The organism is Neorhizobium sp. SHOUNA12A, from assembly GCF_023006505.1.
In the GTDB taxonomy this organism is placed as follows: domain Bacteria; phylum Pseudomonadota; class Alphaproteobacteria; order Rhizobiales; family Rhizobiaceae; genus Neorhizobium.
In genome coordinates, this window is the sequence record NZ_JALBGV010000032.1 from 1 (window position 1) to 21,195 (window position 21,195).

The 21,195-nt window shown below is 61.4% G+C and carries 26 protein-coding genes; 19 read left to right on the plus strand and 7 right to left on the minus strand.

Annotation, left to right across the window (positions count from 1 at the left end):
- From MOV63_RS15845 to MOV63_RS15855, 3 genes are all read right to left on the minus strand, one after another.
- Positions 1-109 (minus strand): SDR family NAD(P)-dependent oxidoreductase (locus tag MOV63_RS15845; protein WP_247034881.1); only part of this gene is annotated, 109 nt, incomplete at its 3' end.
- 158 nt (positions 110-267) lie between these two features.
- Entirely contained in the window at positions 268-864 is a 597-nt protein-coding gene (locus tag MOV63_RS15850) for a LysE family translocator (RefSeq protein WP_038544583.1), read from the minus strand.
- Positions 865-951: 87 nt separating this feature from the next.
- A complete protein-coding gene (locus MOV63_RS15855) occupies positions 952-1,389 on the minus strand; it encodes a DUF488 family protein (RefSeq protein WP_038549536.1) in 438 nt (145 codons plus the stop codon).
- A 121-nt stretch (positions 1,390-1,510) separates the two neighbouring features.
- On the opposite strand from MOV63_RS15855, the gene MOV63_RS15860 reads away from it, so the two are divergent.
- Positions 1,511-2,473, plus strand: coding sequence for a GlxA family transcriptional regulator (locus MOV63_RS15860; RefSeq protein WP_247034811.1), 963 nt, complete (start codon positions 1,511-1,513; stop codon positions 2,471-2,473).
- A 1-nt stretch (position 2,474) separates the two neighbouring features.
- On the opposite strand, the gene MOV63_RS15865 is transcribed toward MOV63_RS15860, so the two are convergent.
- From MOV63_RS15865 to MOV63_RS15875, 3 genes are all read right to left on the minus strand, one after another.
- On the minus strand, positions 2,475-4,136 hold the full coding sequence (locus tag MOV63_RS15865) for an alpha-amylase family protein (RefSeq protein WP_247034814.1): 1,662 nt from the start codon (positions 4,134-4,136) through the stop codon (positions 2,475-2,477).
- Positions 4,137-4,228: 92 nt separating this feature from the next.
- Positions 4,229-4,537: a putative quinol monooxygenase gene (locus MOV63_RS15870; protein WP_247034815.1), complete on the minus strand. Its 309-nt coding sequence runs from the start codon at positions 4,535-4,537 to the stop codon at positions 4,229-4,231.
- Between the two features lie 126 nt (positions 4,538-4,663).
- Positions 4,664-5,971, minus strand: a complete 1,308-nt coding sequence (locus MOV63_RS15875) for a flagellin (protein ID WP_258719210.1) — start codon at positions 5,969-5,971, stop codon at positions 4,664-4,666.
- Positions 5,972-6,255: 284 nt separating this feature from the next.
- On the opposite strand from MOV63_RS15875, the gene urtA reads away from it, so the two are divergent.
- The 18 genes from urtA (at position 6,256) to ureG (ending at position 20,316) form a co-directional block, all read left to right on the plus strand.
- Positions 6,256-7,560, plus strand: coding sequence for an urea ABC transporter substrate-binding protein (urtA, locus tag MOV63_RS15880; protein ID WP_038544573.1), 1,305 nt, complete (start codon positions 6,256-6,258; stop codon positions 7,558-7,560).
- 77 nt (positions 7,561-7,637) lie between these two features.
- Entirely contained in the window at positions 7,638-9,269 is a 1,632-nt protein-coding gene (urtB, locus tag MOV63_RS15885; protein WP_247034817.1) for an urea ABC transporter permease subunit UrtB, read from the plus strand.
- The gene (gene urtC, locus MOV63_RS15890) at positions 9,266-10,435 is read left to right on the plus strand and encodes an urea ABC transporter permease subunit UrtC (protein ID WP_247034822.1); all 1,170 of its coding nucleotides are present in this window, start codon (positions 9,266-9,268) and stop codon (positions 10,433-10,435) included. Before urtB ends, urtC begins: the two co-directional genes overlap by 4 nt.
- 12 nt (positions 10,436-10,447) lie before the next feature.
- Entirely contained in the window at positions 10,448-11,209 is a 762-nt protein-coding gene (urtD, locus tag MOV63_RS15895; RefSeq protein WP_405029340.1) for an urea ABC transporter ATP-binding protein UrtD, read from the plus strand.
- 1 nt (position 11,210) lies between these two features.
- Positions 11,211-11,906, plus strand: coding sequence for an urea ABC transporter ATP-binding subunit UrtE (gene urtE / locus MOV63_RS15900; RefSeq protein ID WP_007762131.1), 696 nt, complete (start codon positions 11,211-11,213; stop codon positions 11,904-11,906).
- Positions 11,907-12,126: 220 nt separating this feature from the next.
- A complete protein-coding gene (locus tag MOV63_RS15905) occupies positions 12,127-13,284 on the plus strand; it encodes a PHB depolymerase family esterase (protein ID WP_247034824.1) in 1,158 nt (385 codons plus the stop codon).
- Positions 13,221-14,066 (plus strand): urease accessory protein UreD, encoded by an 846-nt coding sequence (locus MOV63_RS15910; RefSeq protein ID WP_247034826.1) that lies wholly within the window; start codon positions 13,221-13,223, stop codon positions 14,064-14,066. Before MOV63_RS15905 ends, MOV63_RS15910 begins: the two co-directional genes overlap by 64 nt.
- 18 nt (positions 14,067-14,084) lie before the next feature.
- Positions 14,085-14,387: an urease subunit gamma gene (locus tag MOV63_RS15915; protein WP_038544567.1), complete on the plus strand. Its 303-nt coding sequence runs from the start codon at positions 14,085-14,087 to the stop codon at positions 14,385-14,387.
- 12 nt (positions 14,388-14,399) lie between these two features.
- Positions 14,400-14,651, plus strand: a complete 252-nt coding sequence (locus MOV63_RS15920; RefSeq protein WP_038544565.1) for a DUF1272 domain-containing protein — start codon at positions 14,400-14,402, stop codon at positions 14,649-14,651.
- 11 nt (positions 14,652-14,662) lie between these two features.
- On the plus strand, positions 14,663-14,968 hold the full coding sequence (locus tag MOV63_RS15925) for an urease subunit beta (protein ID WP_247034828.1): 306 nt from the start codon (positions 14,663-14,665) through the stop codon (positions 14,966-14,968).
- Between the two features lie 29 nt (positions 14,969-14,997).
- Positions 14,998-15,378 (plus strand): lysozyme inhibitor LprI family protein, encoded by a 381-nt coding sequence (locus tag MOV63_RS15930; RefSeq protein ID WP_247034889.1) that lies wholly within the window; start codon positions 14,998-15,000, stop codon positions 15,376-15,378.
- Between the two features lie 47 nt (positions 15,379-15,425).
- Entirely contained in the window at positions 15,426-15,686 is a 261-nt protein-coding gene (locus MOV63_RS15935; RefSeq protein ID WP_007773816.1) for an AbrB/MazE/SpoVT family DNA-binding domain-containing protein, read from the plus strand.
- The gene (locus MOV63_RS15940; RefSeq protein WP_038544561.1) at positions 15,683-16,093 is read left to right on the plus strand and encodes a PIN domain-containing protein; all 411 of its coding nucleotides are present in this window, start codon (positions 15,683-15,685) and stop codon (positions 16,091-16,093) included. Before MOV63_RS15935 ends, MOV63_RS15940 begins: the two co-directional genes overlap by 4 nt.
- 7 nt (positions 16,094-16,100) lie before the next feature.
- Positions 16,101-17,810: an urease subunit alpha gene (ureC, locus tag MOV63_RS15945; RefSeq protein WP_038544559.1), complete on the plus strand. Its 1,710-nt coding sequence runs from the start codon at positions 16,101-16,103 to the stop codon at positions 17,808-17,810.
- Positions 17,811-17,835: 25 nt separating this feature from the next.
- Complete coding sequence (locus MOV63_RS15950) at positions 17,836-18,507, plus strand: TIGR02117 family protein (protein WP_247034830.1); 672 nt, start codon at positions 17,836-17,838, stop codon at positions 18,505-18,507.
- A gap of 14 nt (positions 18,508-18,521) precedes the next feature.
- Positions 18,522-18,986: an urease accessory protein UreE gene (gene ureE / locus MOV63_RS15955; RefSeq protein ID WP_247034832.1), complete on the plus strand. Its 465-nt coding sequence runs from the start codon at positions 18,522-18,524 to the stop codon at positions 18,984-18,986.
- Between the two features lie 42 nt (positions 18,987-19,028).
- On the plus strand, positions 19,029-19,661 hold the full coding sequence (locus tag MOV63_RS15960) for an urease accessory protein UreF (RefSeq protein WP_247034891.1): 633 nt from the start codon (positions 19,029-19,031) through the stop codon (positions 19,659-19,661).
- 43 nt (positions 19,662-19,704) lie between these two features.
- Entirely contained in the window at positions 19,705-20,316 is a 612-nt protein-coding gene (ureG, locus tag MOV63_RS15965; protein ID WP_038544550.1) for an urease accessory protein UreG, read from the plus strand.
- A gap of 126 nt (positions 20,317-20,442) precedes the next feature.
- Here the strand turns inward: ureG and MOV63_RS15970 are convergent, their stop codons facing one another.
- The gene (locus tag MOV63_RS15970; protein WP_038549526.1) at positions 20,443-21,126 is read right to left on the minus strand and encodes a Crp/Fnr family transcriptional regulator; all 684 of its coding nucleotides are present in this window, start codon (positions 21,124-21,126) and stop codon (positions 20,443-20,445) included.
- Between the last annotated feature and the right edge of the window lie 69 nt (positions 21,127-21,195).

Sequence of the window (21,195 nt, forward strand, 5' to 3'; positions counted from 1 at the left end):
CGCCGAGCACGACCTTGGCACCGGCTGCGGCGAGGGTGCGCGCCGTGCCTTCGCCGATGCCGCTGCTGGCGCCGGTGATAAGAACCACTTTTTCAGTGATTTGAGTCATGTTGCTGATCCTCTGTGCGAGGCAGCGGCGGCATGCCGCTGCAGGCACGGGATCTATGGAACGGATGCGCAGGAAAGCGGTATCAAGGTTCTCCGCAGTTCTTGCACGATCGTCCGAGCCTGCGTTTGACGGGAAAGTGAGAGCCTTTCCGGTCGCCGCTATTTCAAGAGCGGCCAGAGCGTTGCGACCAGCAGCAGCGCCATGACGATGTTGAACCATTTAAGCCGGGCCGGATCGGACAGGAACTGCCGAAGCGCCACGCCGAAGCCGGCCCAGACGGCGACGCTCGGCAGGTTGACGATGGCGACGACGAGCGTGATCAACACGACGGAGACGAAGGGGTTTTCGGCGCTGGCATAGGCCGCCATGGCGGTGAGCGCGGCGACCCAGGCTTTCGGGTTGACCCATTGGAAAGCGGCGGATTCGAGGAAGGTGAGGGGACGGGCGGCGCTCGCGCTATCGCTGGAGACGGAACGGGACATGGCAATGCGCCAGGCGAGGTAGAGCAGGTAGGCGCCGCCGGCGATCTTCAGCATCAATCCAAGCGGCGGATAGGCCGTCAGAAGCGCGCCGAGACCGAAGCCGACCGCCAGCAGCACCGACGAAAAACCGATGGTGATACCGAGGATCTGCGGCACGGTGCGCCGGAAACCGAAATTGGTGCCCGAAGCAAGCAGCATGAAATTGCTCGGCCCCGGCGAGACCGAGCCGACAAGCGAAAAAAGGGCGATCGCAAGGATGGTTTCATAGGCCATGGCAAAGGGTCTCCCACGCGGGGAGGCTGCTCCCGGCGGCGTTAGGGCGTCTGGTTGTTCAGTCGAGATTCTGGAGGTGGTTGTATTCTAGAGATGGCGGATGCTGAGCTTGCCGCCCCATTTGCCATTCAGGTAGTCACAGACGAGCCGGCGATGGCAATGGTGCGGCTTGTCTTCCGAGCAGAGCAGGCAGGAGCCATCGAACTCTTCTGCCTTGAAGTGATCTTCCACCTTGCGTTCAGCCATCAAGCCAAGGAAATCATTCTGGAAAACATTCCAGTCGCCTTTCTCCTTCTTGAAGGCAGTCATGATCTCCTCGGTCGGCGCCAGCAGCGGTTCATGGACATAACCGGCGCCGCAGATCGTCTTCAGGAAGAAGGCGAGGTCGTCGGATTTGGCAAAACCGGCGAGTTGCGAGGTGTTGTGGAGGCGCACATCCAGGACCCGCTTGACGCCGGCCGCCCTGATGCGGCCGAAGAAATCCTCGGCGGTCGTCTTGGTGAAACCGATCGTGGTGACATCCATGCTCATGCGTCTCTTTTTGTCGCAACAGGCTCAGTCATGCGACGTTTTCCGGGCCTGATATTCCGCCACGCCGGCCCGTTTGCCTATTGTCAATATTGACATTGTTGATAGTGTTCTTGCCATGAAACTACAGCTCCTTGCACTCGATCCCGTCTTTGATACCGGCCTGTCGACCATGCTCGACGTGTTCACCATGGCAAACGAGCTCGCGGCGATGCTGTCGCTCGATGTGCCGGCCTTCGACGTGTCGGTGATCGGCGTGCGCAAACAGGTGAAGACGGCGCATGGGCTTGCCGTGCCGATCGCCGGAAGCTTCGATGCGAAGGCCGGTGGCTGGCTGGTGGTGCCGGCGATTGCCTGCAAGATGCCGGACGTGCTGGTGCCCGCCCTCGACCGTCCCGACATCCGCGATGCGGGGGCGGTGCTGCGAGAGGCCAAGGCGGCAGGCATGAATATCGCCGCCGCCTGTATCGGCACGTTCGTTCTGGCCGAATCCGGCCTACTCGACGGAGAGAAATCGACGACCAGCTGGTGGCTCGCGCCGCTCTTCCGCCAGCGTTACCCCTCCGTGCAGCTGGAGGATGGCCAGATGCTGGTGAAATCCGGCTCGCTGGTGACGGCGGGCGCCGCACTCGGCCATATGGACATGGCGCTCTGGCTGGTGCGGCAGGTGAGCCCGGAGCTTGCCGGCCTTGTGGCGCGCTACCTCATCGTCGACAATCGGCCGTCGCAGTCGGCTTACGTGATCACCGACCATCTTTCCCATGCCGACCCGCTGGTGCAGCGTTTCGAGCGCTGGGCACGCGGCCGCCTCGGGGAGGGGTTTTCGCTGGACAACGCGGCCGATGCCGTCGGCGCCAGCAAGCGAACGCTGGCCCGGCGCATGCAGCAGGTGCTCGGCAAGACGCCGCTCTCCTATTTCCAGGATCTGCGTGTCGAGCGCGCGGTGCATCTCCTGAAGACCAGCGACAAGAGCCCCAACGAAATCGCCGCACTCGTCGGTTATGCGGATGGGGTTACGCTGCGGGCATTGCTGCGGCAAAAGACTGGCCGCGGCGTGCGCGAGGTGAGGGCGGGCGGTTAGCCTATACTTCCTTGCGCCGCAGCAGGTAATCGAGACCGCCGACCCGGAACCAGCGATAGGCATAGGCATCGAGCAGGAGACGGTGCCGGCCGTTGGCATCCGCCTCGCTGTTGCCGCCGTCTGTGATATCGATGAGAAGATCGCCATGCTCTCCGATACCGACCACGAAGGTTACTTCGACCGGTTTCGAATTCAGGTTGTGGACTATCAGCACGGAATTGTCGCGCCAATCGTAACGGAGCGCCAGCACGCCGGTATCCCCGGTGTTGAGGACGGTGCAGGCGCCCCAGCCGATCTCCGGGGCTTCCTTGCGCATCCGGATCAGGCGCTCCGTCCAGTTCAACATCGAGTTCGGGTCGCGCCGTTGCTCAGCGACGTTGATGTGCTCAAAACCGAACAGGCCGCCGCTGATGACCGGCAGGACCGGCTTGTCGTTCTTGGTGAAGCCTCCATGCGGCTCGGCCGACCATTGCATCGGCGTGCGGGCGCAGTTGCGCTCCGGCAGCGACAGGTCGTCACCCATGCCAATCTCGTCGCCATAACGTAGCACCGGCGTGCCGGGCAGCGAAAACAGCAGGCTGTAGGCGAGTTCCAGGCGCCTCCGGTCGTTCTCCAGCATCGGCGCCAGCCGCCGTCGGATGCCGCGGTCGTAGAGCTGCATGTTCTTGTCCGGCCCGAATTCCGAAAACACTTTCTGGCGCTGTTTTTCGGTCAGGCGACCAAGATCGAGTTCATCGTGATTGCGCAGGAACATGCCCCACTGTCCCGTTTCAGGCCGATCGCTGGTATTGACGATCGCTTTTGCCAGCGGCCGGGCGTCTCCGGAGGCGAGCGCATAAAACAGGGCCTGGTTGACGTGAAAGTTGAACATCATCTGCATGCGATCGCCGTCATCGCCGAAATAAGCGAGGTTCTCCTTCGGCACGACATTGGCTTCGGCAAGGATGATCGAATCTCCGAGCCGCCATTGCAGGAATTCGCGAAAAACCCGGAGCATGGCGAACTGCTCCCTCGGCTTTTTCACGTCGGCACCCTTTTCGGCGATCACGAATGGCACGGCATCCATGCGAAAACCGGAAACACCAAGCTGGATCCAGAAACCCATGATCTTGAGGATTTCCGCCTGCACATGCGGGTTGGAGGTGTTGAGATCCGGCTGGAACTCATAAAAGCGGTGAAAGTAATATTGCCTGGCCTTTTCGTCATAGGTCCAAGTCGTCTTCTGCACGCCCGGAAACACCATGCCCTCATTGGCATTCGCCGGCTTCTTGTCTGACCAGATATACCAGTCGCGATAGTAGGATTCCGGGTCGCTGCGGGCGTCCTGGAACCAGGGATGCTGGGTGGACGTGTGGTTGACTACGAGATCGATTAGCACCCGAATGCCGCGCTGCCGGGCGCCATGGGTGAATTCGACGAAATCGCCGAGCGTGCCGTAGCGCGGGTCGACATTGTAGTAGTCGGAGACGTCGTAACCGTCGTCCCGGCCGGGCGAGGTCTGGAACGGCATCAGCCAGATGGCATTGACGCCGAGACCGGAGATATAGTCCAGCCGCCGTTGCAAGCCCTGGAAATCCCCGATCCCGTCGCCATTGGAATCCATGAAGGTCTCGACGGAGAGGCAATAGACGACGGCGTTCTTGTACCAGAGGTCGTTGATCACGGGTTCGAGCTCCTCGGGCGGTTGGCGGATCCGGGGAGGCAAGCGCGTGAGGCGCAGAAATGTTCCCGAGATGGAACGGCCTGGCCGAAGATTTACGCGGCGCGGTCTTCCCGCAGCGGGTGCCAGACTGAAATGTCGCGCGGGCTGGCGAGCAGGTCCGGCAGGGCCGTGTGCCATTCCTCGCGATAGCGGCGCTTCAACTGAACCTCCAGCACGTCGCCATGATCCTCCCATGTCTCATAGAGCATCATGCGGTTCTCATTCTCGGGATCGGCGTGCAGCATGGCATTGTGGAACATCGGCTCGCGCCGCATGGCATCGAGCACGCCGTTCAGAAGCGTCAGGAAGCGGTCGCGCTGGCCTGGGAGGATATCGAAACGAATGACATAGGTGACTGCCATGGGGCTGATCCTTTGGCGCTGCAAAGCTGGATCTTGGGATAGACGCAATCCGCCGCCGGGTCGATTACCTCGGAGGTCATATATCGCGTGCGCAATGCGCGCCTGCCGGCAAGGACGACGGTCTCGTTACTGGAAGAGAGACAGGATGTTTCGCGCGTCCGAATTGGCGATGGAAAGCGACTGGGTCGCGAGTTGCTGCTGGACTTGCAGTGCCTTGAGCCTGCTCGACGCCTCGGTCATATTGGCATCGACGAGGCGCCCAATGCCTCTGTCGAGACTGTCGGCGAGACTGTTTCCAAATGCTTCCTGCATCTCGATCCTCGACCTGATCGAGCCAAGGTAAGCACCGGCCGATATGACCTTCTGCTGCATCTCGTCGAGAACCAAGGTGATCGTCGGAAAGTCGATGTCGGGATCGGTGACGTCGATATCGAGAATATCGATACCCTCCGGCGGCAGCGTCCGGGTGTGAACTGGCGGCTGTACCGTGATCAGCTCCGCGGCGAGAGGAATGGTGGCGCGAAAGAAGATATTCGGCGCTCCACCCTGAGCCGCAAACAGGATGTCTGGGGGCGCCTTGTTGAGAAACGTTGCCTGCAGCAGGACTTTCGCCCAATCGGCCGTGCTTTCGATATCTCCGTCGAAGCCGTATCCTATCTGGCCTCCGAGCGCCTGGTCGACGACACTTTTGGTGATGACGAACGTATCGTTGGACGTACCCACTGAGAAGGGGACCGTGACGACGTCGAATTTCGTAATCGTGAAGGGTTGGTCGAATACCGGACCCGGTACGTCGCCATAACCGGATGTCGAAAATCCGAGCAATCCACCGATCGTGCCGAGGCCATAACCCAGATCCGGATCAGGTTCTTTCTGCAAAATTCCGCCGCCGCCATTCTTGAACAGTACGAGTTTCGACAGATCGACGTCGATGGTCTTGACGGAGACGGTTCCGTCCTCGCTGCGATCGAACGACGATACGACAGAAGTCTTGGCGCCTGCTTCGCTGGCCTGGCCCAACATGTCCGACCGCAACCAGTTCTGGCCGGCGAAAGTCGCGGAGTTGGATATCGAGACGATCTGCTGCTTCAACTGCTCCAGTTCTTCCTGGATCTTGTTCTTGTCTATTCCGTCCTGCTGGGCGGAAACGACCTTGGCCATGAACGCCGCCAGGATATCGGTCGTCGCAGCTATGCCTTCATAGGCCGTATCGACTTTTGCTGCTCCGAGGCCAAGGGCGTCGTGCACGGTCGAGAGGGCACCATTGTCCGACCGCATGGTGGTGGCGATCGACCAGTAAGCGGGATTGTCGGAGGCCTGTTCGATACGCAAGCCGGTCGAGACCTGCCGCTGCGTGCCAAACACCTGGCTGTCAAGGGAGCGAAGCATTTGGAGCGCGGAGGCAGCTCCAGCATTCGTGAGGATGCTACTCATGGGATCTACACCGAAACAACTCCCCCCGCCCTACATGAGCGTCGGATCATAAAATCCAAATATGGTTAATATATCAATAAGTACGCTCGATGGTGGCCACGCCGACCTGCTTGGCTGAAGATGCCAGCTGGGCGTGGGATTTCTACCCCCGGCATCCCTCTTCCCCCTTCTCCCCCACCGGTACGTCATTCGACGTATACGGTTTTGCGATGCAGCAACCGATAGTCGCTTAAGCAACGGTTAAGTTCTTCGTTGCGGACGAACGAGAAGAGGGGTTCGAACCAATGACATTCAAGTCCAAATCGGGCAAATCCAAACTGGGTGGCGCGCTGCTCGCCGCCGTAATGTCAGCGACGGCGCTGCAGGGTGCTTTCGCCGCTGACGACACCATCAAGATCGGTGTTCTGCACTCGCTTTCGGGCACCATGGCCATCTCTGAGACCACCCTCAAGGATGTCATGCTGATGCTCGTCGCCGAGCAGAACAAGAAGGGCGGCGTGCTCGGCAAGAAGCTCGAAGCCGTCGTCGTCGACCCGGCGTCCGACTGGCCGCTGTTTGCCGAAAAGGCCCGCCAGCTGATTTCGCAGGACAAGGTGGCGGCTGTTTTCGGTTGCTGGACCTCCTCTTCGCGCAAGTCGGTCCTGCCGGTCTTCGAAGAGCTGAACTCGATCCTGTTCTACCCGGTCCAGTACGAGGGTGAAGAATCCTCGCGCAACATCTTCTACACAGGCGCTGCCCCCAACCAGCAGGCCATTCCGGCCGTCGATTATCTGGCGAAGAAAGAAGGCGTCAAGCGCTGGGTTCTCGCCGGTACCGACTACGTCTATCCGCAGACGACCAACAAGATCCTCAAGGCCTATCTGATGTCGAAGGGCGTTGCCGAATCCGACATCATGGTCAACTACACGCCGTTCGGTCATTCCGACTGGCAGACGATCGTCTCGGACATCAAGAAGTTCGGCTCGGCCGGCAAGAAGACCGCCGTCGTCTCGACCATCAACGGCGACGCCAACGTGCCGTTCTACAAGGAACTCGGCAACCAGGGCATCAAGGCTGAAGACATCCCGGTCGTCGCGTTCTCGGTCGGCGAAGAAGAACTCGCCGGTCTCGACACCAAGCCGCTGGTCGGGCATCTGGCCGCCTGGAACTACTTCCAGTCCGTCGATGCGGACGTCAATGCCGAATTCATCAAGGAATGGCACGCGTTCACCAAGAACGACAAGCGCGTGACCAACGACCCGATGGAAGCCGCCTATATCGGCTTCAACGCCTGGGTAAAGGCCGTCGAAGCCGCCGGCACCACCAATACCGATGCCGTGCTGGACAGCATTATCGGCGTCTCCGTTCCGAACCTGTCGGGTGGCACGTCCACCGTCATGCCGAACCACCACATCACCAAGCCGGTGCTGATCGGTGAAATCCAGGCTGACGGCCAGTTCGACATCGTTCAGGAAACCGCGCCTGTGGTCGGCGACGAGTGGTCCGATTACCTGCCGGACAGCAAGAACCTGATCTCCGATTGGCGCAAGCCGATGTCCTGCGGCAACTTCAACGTTGCTTCCGGCAAGTGCGGCGGCAAGGGCAGCTGATCCGATTGCCTTCTAGATGTTCATCGACATCATCGCGGGCGGCGTTCAGTCGCCCGCGATCTCGCAAGGGGGTTCCAATGACGAGCAAAGTTGCTTTCCGCGTTCTGCAGAGCCTTGGTCTTCTGCTCTGCCTGATCTTTTCTCTCGCCGCGCCGTCGTTCGCGCAGCAGACCGATCCCAAGCCGCTGATCGACGCTCTCTCCAAGGCGGATTTCGGCGAAGCTGAAAAACTGATCGGCCAGCTTGCCGCCACCGGTGATGCCCGGCTCGTGCCGGCGCTGAATGCCTTTTCCGAGGGCGACCTCTATTTCCGCAAGTCCGATAACCTGGTGTTCATCGGCAAGGCGGCCGGCTCCAATTATGAGCTGACCGATCCGGTCACAGGCGCTTCGGCTGGCCAGACCGCCAAGAATGCCGTCACCAAGATCAAGATCAACAACAGTCTTCGCCGCGTCATCCGTTCGGCCATGGGCGGCCTGACGCTATTGAGCCCGGATCGCGGCGTCCGGCTGCAGGCGGCCGATGCGGTGCTGCGCTCGCCGAGCGCCGAAAACCTGGAACTCCTCGAAACCGCGATCTCCAAGGAGACCGACGGCGAGGTCAAGGCCCGCATGGTCGAGGCGCGCGCCGTGTCGCTACTCTCCTCCGATCGCTCCATCGATGAAAAGCGCACCGCGATCCAGACGATCAAGAACTATGGCGGTCGCAACGCGATTGGCATCCTGATGGGTGCGTCCGCGGGGCTCGATCCGAGCCTTAAGGGCGATGTCGATGCGGCCATCGCCAGTATCGAAAGCGGCCAGAGGCTCTGGGATATCGGCCAGAACGTCTGGTATGGCGTTTCGCTCGGTTCGGTCCTGCTTCTGGCGGCAATCGGGCTCGCGATCACCTTCGGCGTCATGGGCATCATCAACATGGCGCATGGCGAAATGGTCATGCTTGGCGCCTATTCCACCTTCGTGGTGCAGCAGCTCATCCGCGATCATGCGCCCGGCTTGTTCGACTGGTCGCTGGCGATCGCGCTTCCGGTTGCCTTCCTCGTCACCGGCGCCGTCGGCCTGGTTGTCGAGCGCGGCGTCATCCGCTTCCTCTACGGCCGGCCGCTCGAAACCCTGCTCGCCACCTGGGGCGTCTCGCTGATCCTGCAGCAGACGATCCGCTCGATCTTCGGCCCCACCAACCAGGAAGTCGGCAATCCGTCGTGGATGTCCGGTTCCTTCCCGGTCGGCGGCATGACGATCACCTGGAACCGCATGTGGATCATCGCCTTCTCGCTGTCGATCTTCGTGGCGCTGCTGGTGGTGATGAAAAAATCCTCCTTCGGCCTCAACATGCGCGCCGTCACCCAGAACCGCCGCATGGCGTCGTCAATGGGCATCAAGACGCCCTGGGTCGACGCTTTCACCTTCGCCCTCGGCTCCGGCATCGCCGGCATTGCCGGTGTCGCACTCTCCCAGATCGACAACGTCTCGCCGAATCTCGGGCAGAGCTACATCATCGACAGTTTCATGGTCGTGGTGTTCGGCGGCGTCGGCAATCTCTGGGGCACGCTGGTCGGCGCGCTGTCGCTCGGGGTGCTCAACAAGTTCCTCGAACCATCGGTCGGCGCCGTGCTCGGCAAGATCCTGGTTCTGGTGCTGATCATCCTGTTCATCCAGAAACGTCCGCGCGGTCTCTTCGCGCTCAAGGGAAGGGCGGTGGAAGCATGATTTCCGGCTTTGTCTTCCGCGCCCTCGAGGGCCGCATTGTCGCTGCCGTCGGCATCCTTCTTGGCATCGGCATCTTGGTGCCGGCACTCAACCTTTTGACCCCGCCAGACAGCGCCATCCATATCCCGACCTACGCCATGGCGCTGTTCGGCAAGTATCTCTGCTATGCGTTGCTGGCGCTGGCGCTCGATCTCGTCTGGGGTTACTGCGGCATCCTCTCGCTCGGCCATGGCGCCTTCTTCGCGCTCGGCGGTTATGCGATGGGCATGTACCTGATGCGCCAGATCGGCCCGCGCGGCGTCTACGGCAACCCGATCCTGCCGGACTTCATGGTGTTCCTGAACTACAAGGAACTGCCGTGGTTCTGGCACGGCTTCGACTGGTTCATCTTCGCCATGGCGATGGTGATCGTCGTGCCCGGCCTGCTCGCCTTCATCTTCGGCTGGTTCGCCTTCCGCTCCCGCGTCAACGGCGTCTATCTGTCGATCATCACTCAGGCGATGACCTACGCTTTGCTGCTTGCCTTCTTCCGCAACGACATGGGCTTCGGCGGCAATAACGGCCTCACCGACTTCAAGGACATTCTCGGCTTTTCTGTTCAGGCGGACGGCACGCGTGCGGTCCTGTTCTTCATGTCGGCGCTGATGCTGTCGCTCTGCCTGATCCTTGCCTCGGCCATCGTCCGCTCGAAGTTCGGCAAGGTGCTGGTCGGGGTGCGTGATGCGGAAAGCCGGGTGCGCTTCCTCGGCTTCCGGGTCGAGAACATCAAGCTCTTCACCTTCGTCGTTTCCGCCATGATGGCGGGGATTGCCGGCGCGCTGTTCGTGCCGCAGGTCGGCATCATCAATCCGGGCGAATTCGCGCCCGCCAACTCGATCGAAGTGGTCGTCTGGACGGCGGTCGGCGGGCGCGGCACGCTGATCGGCCCGATCATCGGCGCGATCCTGGTCAATGGCGGCAAGAGCTTCTTCACCGGCGCCTTCCCGGAAATATGGCTGTTTGCGCTCGGTGGTCTGTTCATCGCCGTGACGCTCTTCCTGCCGAAGGGCATCGTCGGAACGATCCAGCACGGCTTGAAGGCTCGGCATGCGTTGAAGGCGGCGGCGGATGCCGAAAAGGGCAGGGGTGACGCCACCACGGTGGCGCAAGCCCAGGCGGCGGAATAGGGGCACGCAACCATGAACATGATTTCCGAAACACGACAGAAAAGCCTGCTCTATCTCGAAAACGTCTCGGTCTCCTTCGACGGCTTCAAGGCGCTCAACTCGCTGTCCTTCGTCGTTGAGCCCGGGGAACTGAGGGCGATCATCGGCCCGAACGGCGCCGGCAAGACGACGATGATGGATATCATCACCGGCAAGACAAGGCCCGATACCGGCACGGTGCTGTTCGAGGATACGATCGACCTCACCAAAAGGGACGAGGCTGATATCGCCCAGCTCGGCATCGGCCGGAAATTCCAGAAGCCGACGGTGTTCGAAAGCCACACCGTGTGGGACAATTTGGAACTGGCGCTCAACCGGTCGCGCGGCGTGTTCGCCACCTTGTTCTATACGCTTTCAGCGGAGGACAAGGCCCGCATCGAGGAGATCCTCGAGACGATCCGCATGACGCATCGCAAGAACGAGTATGCCGCCAATCTCAGCCACGGCCAGAAACAGTGGCTGGAAATCGGCATGCTGCTCGCCCAGGAGCCGAAACTTCTGCTGGTCGACGAACCCGTCGCCGGCATGACGGACGCGGAAACGGCGGAGACGGCGGTGCTGCTCAAGGAAATCGCCAAGACCAGGTCGGTGGTCGTCGTCGAGCACGACATGGGTTTCATCCGCGAACTCGGCGTCAAGGTAACCTGCCTTGCGGAAGGTTCGGTACTTGCTGAAGGCTCGATCGATTTCGTTTCGAACGATCCCAAGGTGATCGAGAATTATCTGGGGCGCTAACATGCTGACAGTCAACAACGTCAACCTTCACTACGGCGCAGCGCAGGCGCTGCGCGGCGTCTCCATTCACGCGGATATGGGCAAGATCACTTGCGTGCTGGGGCGGAACGGCGTGGGGAAGAGTTCTCTTCTCCGCGCCGTCACCGGCCAGCATCCGGTCAGCGCCGGCACGATCAGCTTTCAGGGGGAAGTGCTGAACGGTCTCGCGCCCTATAACCGCGCCAAGCACGGCATCGGCTACGTGCCGCAGGGCCGGGAAATCTTTCCGCTCCTGACAGTCCAGGAAAATCTCGAAAGCGGTTACGCGCCGCTCGCCCGCAAGGACAAGTTCATTCCCGACGAGATATTCTCGCTGTTTCCGGTGCTGAAATCGATGCTCGGCCGGCGCGGCGGCGATCTCTCCGGCGGTCAGCAGCAGCAGCTTGCAATCGGCCGTGCCATGGTTACCCGTCCGAAGATCCTCGTCCTCGACGAGCCGACCGAAGGCATCCAGCCGTCTATCATCAAGGATATTGGCCGGGCGATCCGCTACCTGCGGGATTCAACCGGCATGGCCATTCTGCTGGTGGAACAGTATCTGGACTTCTGCCGGGAGCTGGCCGACCAGGTCTACATCATGGATCGTGGCGAGATTGTGCACGAAGGGGCGGCAGAGACTCTGGATACGGCAGAAGCAAGGCGGCATCTGACCGTCTGAGACTAGTATTTTTACTGGTGAATGTTTGTATCGTTTCGCAGCACTTCGTGCGTTTCAAAGGCCGCTAATATATGTTAACAACACTGCGTTTTCAGGGCATTCCGCATAATTGTTGACAACCCCCGCACCCCATGATGAGGCGCTGATGGTCTTTGCACGCGTTGCCGGTTTCTTCTCTCGTTCCGCTCTTACACGCATGGTTACGGTAGGAGCGGTTTTTTTGGGCGCCACGACTTTCCTGGGGTCGATGACCGGCAGCGCCCTTGCCGCAGGCTGCGGCCAGCCGATGGAAGCGGGTCGCCACCCAATCACCATCGAAACCGACGGTGTTGCCCGTTCGGCAGTCTATTTCATTCCCTCGTCCTATACCGGCAAGGACAAGGTTCCGCTGGTTTTCGATCTCCATGGCAGCCACAGCAACCCTCAAGGGCAGCTGAACAGAAGCTCCTGGGACAAGGTTGCCGAGAAAAACGGCTTCATCGTTTTGGCGCTGCAGGGGAGCCTGCCCGGAAGCTCCGCGGGGACCTATGCCTGGAACGTGCCTTTCGTCACCGTGCAGCAGGGCGGCCTCGACGAGATCGCCTATGTCCGGCAGGCTCTCGCGACCGCCAAGCAGCAATTCTGTGTCGATCCGGCCCGCATCTATGCCTCGGGTTATTCGGGTGGCGGCCGCATGTTGTCGGCCTATCTCTGCTCGGGGCATGACGATTTCGCAGCAGCCGGCTTCGTGCATTCGCTGCGCGCCGGACGTCCGGTCGAGGCCGACGGGAAATGGGGCCCCGATGCGCAGGGCTGCAATCCGGCCAGGCCCATCTCGATCATGGCCTTTGCCGGCGTCAAGGATGCGGCAAATCCTTACGCTGGCGGCGGCAGCGCCTATTGGCAATACGGCTTCAAGACCGCGATCCAACGCTGGACGGAACTCGACGGCTGCAAGGGCAACGGCGACGTTAAGACCGTCGACGGTGTGACCTTCAGTCTCTACGGCACCTGCAAGAACGGTGCACGCGTCGCATCCTACGTCTTCGCCAACGGCACGCATGACTGGCCGAAGCCGGTTGCCGCTACGGAAGCCGTGATCGCCGCCGCCAAGGACGGGGCAGCGAGCGTCACCAAGGTGGCTGCGGTGACCGTCTCCAAGCCGGCATTCGACGCCAATGTTGATCCGGCTTCGCGGATGTGGGAGTTCTTCGGCAAGGCCGACAGCACCGACGTGATCGCCACTGCAACGCCGGCCAAGATCGGTTCGGCGGCCAAGTCTGGCACGGGCGTTGCATCGGGTTGCGGAACCGAAGCCGATCTTCAGGGGACGACGTGCAACAGCAACCAGCCGATCGATATGCGCCGCAGCGGGCAAGGGGTGCAGGACGCCTTGTAACCAAGGCTTTCGGCGGGCGGACACGGCTCGCCGAATTCTACCAGGAAGGTTGCGCAAAAATTCGCCTTCCGGAAACATTTTCGCCTGAAATGGAGGCGATTTTAATCAATACGTCGGGGGGACTGACGGGCGGCGACGTGATCGAATGGTCCGTCGCCGCTGCCGCTTCCACAAGACTGTCGGTCACCACCCAGGCGAACGAGAAGATCTACAAGGCCTCGTCCGGCACGGCCTCCGTCTCCACCCATGTCACCGTCGGCGAAGACGCCTCGGTCCACTGGCTTCCCCAGGAAACCATCCTTTTCGACCAGTCCTCGCTGACCCGCCGGCTTGACGTCGATCTTTCCGAAAGGTCCGAATTTCTGGCCGTCGAGGCGGTGTTGCTCGGCCGCAAGGCGATGGGCGAGGCGGTAGCGAACGGTTTCTTCCGCGACCGCTGGCGGGTGCGCCGCTCTGGCCAGCTGATCCACGCGGAAGAGATGAAGTTCGAGGGCGAGATCGAGCAGCTTTCCCAGGCCGCCGCGGTGCTCTCCGGCCAGGTCGCCTTCGCGACGCTGTTTTACACCGGCCCGCTTGCCGAAATGCTCTTCCCGAAACTCCGCCAGATTGTCGACGGCACGCCTGGCGGAGCCAGCCTGTGGACCGGCGGAGCCAGCCACTGGAACGGCAAGCTGATCGCCCGGTTGGTGGCGCCGACCGGATTTGACTTGAGAAAAATCCTGACACCGGCAATTTCCGTATTGCGTAACGGCGCGCCAGTGCCGAAAGTCTGGAACATCTGATCTTACAGCGGGATTCCCATGAACCTGAGCCCACGAGAAAAAGACAAACTGCTGATTTCCATGGCGGCGATCGTCGCCCGACGCCGGTTGGATCGCGGGGTCAAGCTCAACTATCCTGAAGCGATCGCCCTGATTACCGATTACGTGGTGGAAGGTGCGCGCGACGGCCGCGCGGTCTCCGACCTGATGGAGGCCGGAGCTCATGTCGTCACCCGCGACCAAGTGATGGACGGCATTGCCGAGATGATCCACGACGTGCAGGTGGAGGCGACTTTTCCGGACGGCACCAAACTTGTCACCGTCCACGAACCGATCCGCTGAGGAGGCCCCAAGATGCTGGAACTGCGCCCCAATTGCGAGTGCTGCGACAAGGACCTTGTACCGGAAAGCCGGGAGGCGATGATCTGCACTTTCGAGTGCACGTTCTGCGCCACCTGCGCCTCCGACGTGCTGAAAGGCATTTGCCCCAATTGCGCCGGCGAACTGGTGCGCCGGCCCGTGCGTCCGGCGGCCGCGCTCGCCCGCCATCCGGCCTCCACCAAACGCGTACTGAAGGCCGAGGGCTGCGCGCCCAAGGCGGCTTGAAGGAGAATGCCATGATTCCCGGTGAAGTGATTGCCGCAGAAGGCGAAATCGAGCTCAACGCAGGTCTTCCGACGGTGACCATAAAGGTCGCCAACACCGGCGACCGACCGGTGCAGGTGGGCAGCCACTACCATTTCTTCGAGACCAATAACGGGCTCTCCTTCGACCGGGACAAGGCGCGCGGCATGCGGCTCGATATCCCGGCCGGTACGGCCGTCCGTTTCGAACCCGGCCAGATGCGGGAAGTGACGCTGATCCCGCTTTCGGGCAAGCGCGAAGTCTATGGTTTCCAGCAGAAGATCATGGGTGTGCTGTGAAGCCCGCATTGGCGTTTTCCGCCGCGTTCATGCCGCTTCTTGCCCTGCCGGCGGCGGGGCAGGAGCCGCAGGCAAATTGCAAGAACCCGCAGACGCAGCTGGAGATGAACATCTGCTCGCAGCGCGACTACGAAGCCGCCGACAAGGCGCTTAATGCCCAGTACCAGACGACCCGCAAGGCGATGAAAAAACGGGATGCGGATAGTTCCGCGGATCTCAAAGGCGCCGAGGATGCGCTCGTCAAGGCGCAACGGGCCTGGGTCGCCTATCGCGACGCGCAATGCATCTCCTCCGGCTTCCAGGCCCATGGCGGCTCGATGGAGCCGATGCTGATTTCCGGATGCCAGGCGGACCTGACACGCAAGCGCATTACGGAACTCAAAGAGCTGACCGAGGCGATGGGGAACTGAACGTTGAGCGTGTTTGTGGTAGTTACGGGAGCGGGAAGGAGAGCGACATGACCGAAACAGTCAAGATCAGCCCTGAAAACCAGATAACCCTATCTGCCGAAGCGCTCGCTTTGCTTGGCGTCAAGGCCGGAGACCAAGTGGATATCGTACCGAGTCAGGACGGCCATCTGGAGATCCGGCCGAAACGTTGGACATTCGCGGACCTGAAAGGGATCGTAAAGCTGGATAGGCCGATTACCGCGGGCGAACTGGATGAATGGGTTGCCGAAGCACGTGGCCGGATTCCTGAAGGCGGCAACGACCTATGATCGGGATCGACACGAATGTCCTCCTTCGTTGGCTCGTGCGCGATCAACTGATCGGGGAGCCGGCATTGGCGCAGAGTGAGGCGCTGTCTGCGCTCTTCGATAAGAGCGAGGAAGCATTCTTCATCAACGAGATTGTTGTCGTCGAAATTGCCTGGGTCCTGAAACAGCGCGCCCGCCTACCAAAGACCCAGATCGCCGAGATCATCTGGGGTCTGCTGAATTTGGAAAATGCGGTCGTGAAGGACCGAGACATATTGAGCGCTGCGCTTCAAGCCTATTCCGAGTTTCCCGGCGACTTCTCCGATCATTTGATTGGAGAAATCAACAGCCGCAACGGTTGCCGCACCACAATGACGTTCGACAAAGCCGCATCGAAATCCTCCCATTTTACCGAGCTTACAAGGTAGACCGTCCATGCCCCACAAGATGTCCCGCGCCTCCTATGCCAGCATGTTCGGTCCGACCACGGGCGACAGGGTGCGGCTTGCCGATACCGAATTGTTCATCGAGGTGGAGAAGGATTTCACCGTCTATGGCGAAGAGGTGAAGTTCGGCGGCGGCAAGGTCATTCGTGATGGGATGGGGCAGAGCCAGGCGACGCGTGCCGAAGGGGCGGTCGATACGGTCATCACCAATGCGCTGATCGTCGATCATTCGGGCATCTACAAGGCCGACGTCGGTTTGAAGAACGGCCGCATCCACGCGATCGGCAAAGCCGGCAATCCGGATACCCAGCCGGGCGTGACGATCATCGTCGGCCCGTCCACCGAGGCGATCGCCGGCGAGGGCAAGATCCTGACGGCCGGCGGCATGGATGCGCATATCCATTTCATCTGCCCGCAGCAGATCGAGGAGGCGCTGATGAGCGGCGTCACGACCATGCTCGGCGGCGGCTCAGGCCCGGCACATGGCACGCTTGCCACCACCTGCACCGGCGCCTGGCATATCGAGCGGATGATCGAGAGCTTCGACGCCTTCCCGATGAACCTCGCGCTCGCCGGCAAGGGCAATGCGTCGCTTCCCGCACCACTGGAGGAAATGATCCTCGCCGGTGCCTCGTCGCTGAAGCTTCACGAGGACTGGGGCACGACGCCGGCGGCGATCGACAACTGCCTGACGGTCGCCGATGCCTTCGACGTGCAGGTGATGATCCACACCGACACGCTGAACGAAAGCGGTTTCGTGGAGGATACGGTCGCGGCTATCAAGGGCCGCACCATCCACGCCTTTCATACGGAAGGTGCCGGCGGCGGCCACGCGCCCGACATCATCAAGATCTGCGGCAACCCGAACGTCATCCCGTCGTCGACCAACCCGACCCGGCCCTACACGATCAATACGCTTGCCGAACATCTCGACATGCTGATGGTCTGCCATCACCTGTCGCCGTCGATCCCGGAAGACATCGCCTTTGCCGAAAGCCGCATCCGCAAGGAAACCATCGCTGCCGAAGATATCCTCCACGATCTCGGCGCCTTCTCGATCATCTCCTCCGACAGCCAGGCCATGGGCCGCGTCGGGGAAGTGGCGATCCGCACCTGGCAGACCGCCGACAAGATGAAGCGCCAGCGCGGCAGCCTGAAGGAAGAAACCGGCAATAACGACAATTTCCGCGTCAAGCGCTACATCGCCAAATACACGATCAATCCGGCAATCGCCCAGGGCGTTTCCCATGAGATCGGTTCGGTCGAAGTCGGCAAGCGAGCGGATCTCGTGCTCTGGAGCCCGGCCTTCTTCGGCGTGAAGCCGGAAATGGTGCTGCTCGGCGGCTCGATTGCGGCCGCACCGATGGGCGATCCGAACGCCTCGATCCCTACGCCGCAGCCGATGCATTACCGGCCGATGTTTGCGGCCTACGGCAAGCTGCGCACCAATTCCTCCGTCACCTTCGTCAGCCAGGCTTCGCTGGATGGCGGTCTTGCCCAGCGCCTCGGGGTCGCCAAGAGGCTGGTGGCAGTCAAGAACACCCGCGGCGGCATCTCCAAGGCCTCGATGATCCACAATTCGCTGACGCCGCATGTGGAGGTCAACTCGGAGACCTACGAGGTGCGCGCCGACGGCGAGCTGCTGACCTGCGAGCCCGCGACGGTGCTGCCGATGGCGCAGCGCTATTTCCTGTTCTGAGGCGCTGGCACCTCGGAGCCCCTGAATGAAGACGTTTTTGCGCTGGCTCCTCGCTGCGGTTCTGTTCGTGGTTGTCGTGGTGGCCGTCGGGACGTTCATCCCGCGACCGTTGTTTGCGCCGAGCCGGGCGGCGGAACCGGCGACGCAAAGGCGCGTCCTGGTTCTGTCCAACCCGATCCACACGGACATTGCCATTCCGCTGGCTGAGGATACCCGCACCGCCTTCGCTTTTCTGGAGCGGTCCGGAATCCCGGTTGCCGACCCCGGTGCGGAATGGCTGGTGCTCGGCTGGGGTGGGCGGGCCTTCTATCTTGAAACGCCGACCTGGGCTGATTTGAAGCCGCTTCCGGTGTTGCGGGCACTGACGATCGACAGTTCAGTCATGCATGTGGACGTTGCCGGCGGTATCGACGAACGTCATCCGGCGGTGATGCCGCTCGACCTGGAGGCGGCGGAATTCCAACGGCTTTTGGCGTTCATCCAGACGAGTTTCATCCGTCAGGCAGGCGAGGTGGCTGTGGTGCCGGAGGCGGGCTATGGCGATAATGACCGGTTCTTCGAGGCAAACGGCTATTTCAACGCATTTGTTGGCTGCAATACCTGGACCGCCGCCGCACTTCGCACAGCCGGGATACGAACCGGCCTCTGGAATCCGGTGCCGCAGACGCTTACCCTCTCACTCAAGCTTTTCAATTGACCTCGGAGCATTCCATGCAGCACGTCCATTCCTATCATCCGGCCGGCGTGGTCACAGATCCGCCGATCGATATCGTCACGCTGCCACATGACCTGCGGCATCTGCGCCGCAAGCTGCTGCATCTCTCCGATGGCGAGATGGTGATGCTCGACCTCAAGGAGGCTGTGCTTTTCCATCACGGCGATCGGCTGGTGCTTGAGAACGGCGATACGATCGAAGTACACGCGGCCCCGGAAAAACTCTTCGAGATCAAGGGTCGCGACACGCTGCACCTGATCGAACTCGCCTGGCATCTCGGCAACCGGCATCTGCCGGCGCAGATCGAGGAGGGCCGTATCCTCATCCTGCGCGACCATGTGATCCGCGCCATGCTGGAAGGGTTGGGCGCCACGGTCACCGAGGTCGAGGAAGGGTTCCAGCCGGCCCGTGGAGCCTACCATTCGCATGGTTCCCACGGCCACGACCATCATGGACATTGAGCCTTAGTGACCAACCTCGACACCAAGGTGCTTCTGAAGCTGATGGCCTGGCTTTCGCCGGCCTTTCCGATCGGCGGTTTCGCCTATTCGGGCGGGCTCGAACGGGCGGTGCACGATGGCCTCGTCAAGGATGCGGCAGGCCTGATCGCCTGGCTGACGAGCCTGCTGGGGCACGGCGCCTTGTGGAATGACTCCGTGCTGTTCGGCGAAGCCTGGCGGCAGTTCGAGGACGAGGCCGCGTTGAAGGAGGTGGCCGAACTGGGGTTGGCGCTTGCAGGCTCCGCAGAGCGCCACGTGGAGACATTGTCGCTTGGCCAGGCGTTCGCTTCAGCCGCCTCCGCCTGGCCGCATCCTGTCCTCGATCGCCTGCCGCCGGCTGTGCCCTTCCCGGTCGCAGTCGGCGCGGTTGCGGCGGCGCATGGCGTAGCGGCAGCGCAGGCGTTGGCAGCCTATCTGCATGCGGCCGTCTCGCAATCGGTGTCTGCCGGTATCAGGCTTGGGGTTTCCGGGCAGGTGGAAGGGGTGGCCATCCTCGCCGAGATCGAGGACCTGATCAGCCAGATTGCCGAGAAGGCAAGCCTTGCCACGCTTGACGATCTCGGCGGTGCGGCAGTGCAGGCGGAAATAGCTTCGCTTCGGCATGAAACGCAACATTCGCGGCTTTTCCGCTCCTGAAAGCGGGCCTAAGCTGAAGTCTGGAAGAATGAAAGGACGACACATGAAATCGGCGAACGGACCTTTGCGCGTCGGTATCGGCGGGCCTGTCGGCTCCGGCAAGACGGCACTGACCGAAAAGCTCTGCAAGGCGATGCGGGAGGATTATTCCGTCGCGGTCGTCACCAACGATATCTATACCAAGGAGGATGCCGAGGCGCTGGTGCGCTGCCAGGCGTTGTCTTCCGACCGCATCGTCGGCGTCGAGACCGGCGGCTGTCCGCATACCGCCATCCGCGAGGACGCGACGATCAATCTGCAGGCGATCGCGGGGCTTAACGAGCGTTTCCCGGATCTCGACGTGGTGTTCATCGAATCGGGCGGCGACAATCTCGCGGCGACCTTTTCGCCCGATCTTGCCGACATCACCATCTATGTGATCTCCACCTGCCAGGGCGAGGAAATCCCGCGCAAGGGCGGTCCGGGGATTACCCGCTCCGACCTGCTGATCATCAACAAGAAGGATCTGGCTCCCTATGTCGACGTCGATCTCGACGTGATGGACCGCGACGCGTACCGCATGCGCGAGGCCAAGCCGCATCTGTTCACCGATCTGAAGCGCGGCGTCGGCGTGGACCATGTGGTCCGTTTCCTGAAGGAGCAGGGCGGGCTTTGAAAAGATTGAGGCCGGCGGCCCCTCGAAGCCACCGGCCTTATCTGCATGCTGCGGTCCCACCGCCAGTATCGCTGCATGCATCCAAAGAGAGCCCAGGCCCGCCCGCCCGATCTCGCTTCTTGAACTTCAGATTTCGCGCAGGGCCTGCACGTCGACGACCTGGATCACTCGCCCGCGCACCGTCACTCCGGTCCGCCGGAGAGTGGAGAATGCGCGGGAGAGCGCCTCGGGAGCCAATCCCAACATGCCCGCGAGCAGGTTCTTCTGGAAAGGCAGGCGGATGGAGGCCGGGCCGCCATCCACAGGGCATCTTTTCAGTATATAGTCGGCCACCCGCTGCGGTGCCGTATGCAACCTGTCGTTGGCGACGCAGTCCATCGTGGTGATGAGGTGTTTTGACAGCGAAGTGATCACCGCCTTGGCGATATCCCGCTCCTGTTCGGCCAGATCCCGCACCGCCTGCATGTCGAAACGGGCAAGCGTCGTGGCTTCGGCCGTCTGGGCGTGGTAGCGGTATTTCGTACCGCCATAAAGAAGACATTCAGCGAACGTGTCGCCCGGGCTGCAGATTCGGATATCCGCCTCGCGGCCGTCCCGATTGAGCTGGTAAAGTCGCACATAGCCGCTGAGAACGCAGAAAAAAGCGTCAGCATTCTCGCCTTCGCGGAAGATCGATTTGCGGTTCGTCAAGCTGACGACGCTCATGGCCGACATCATCCGGACGAGCGAATTGCCGCTCAGGCTGGTCAGGAAAGGCGTCTTCATGAGGACGGCCCGATCCCTGTTGTTGAGCTTCAAATTGCTGTTCATCATATCCGTCGTCTCTTCCATAACCCGAACCGCCGCGCATTCCCGATACTGCTAAAATAACAGGTTCAT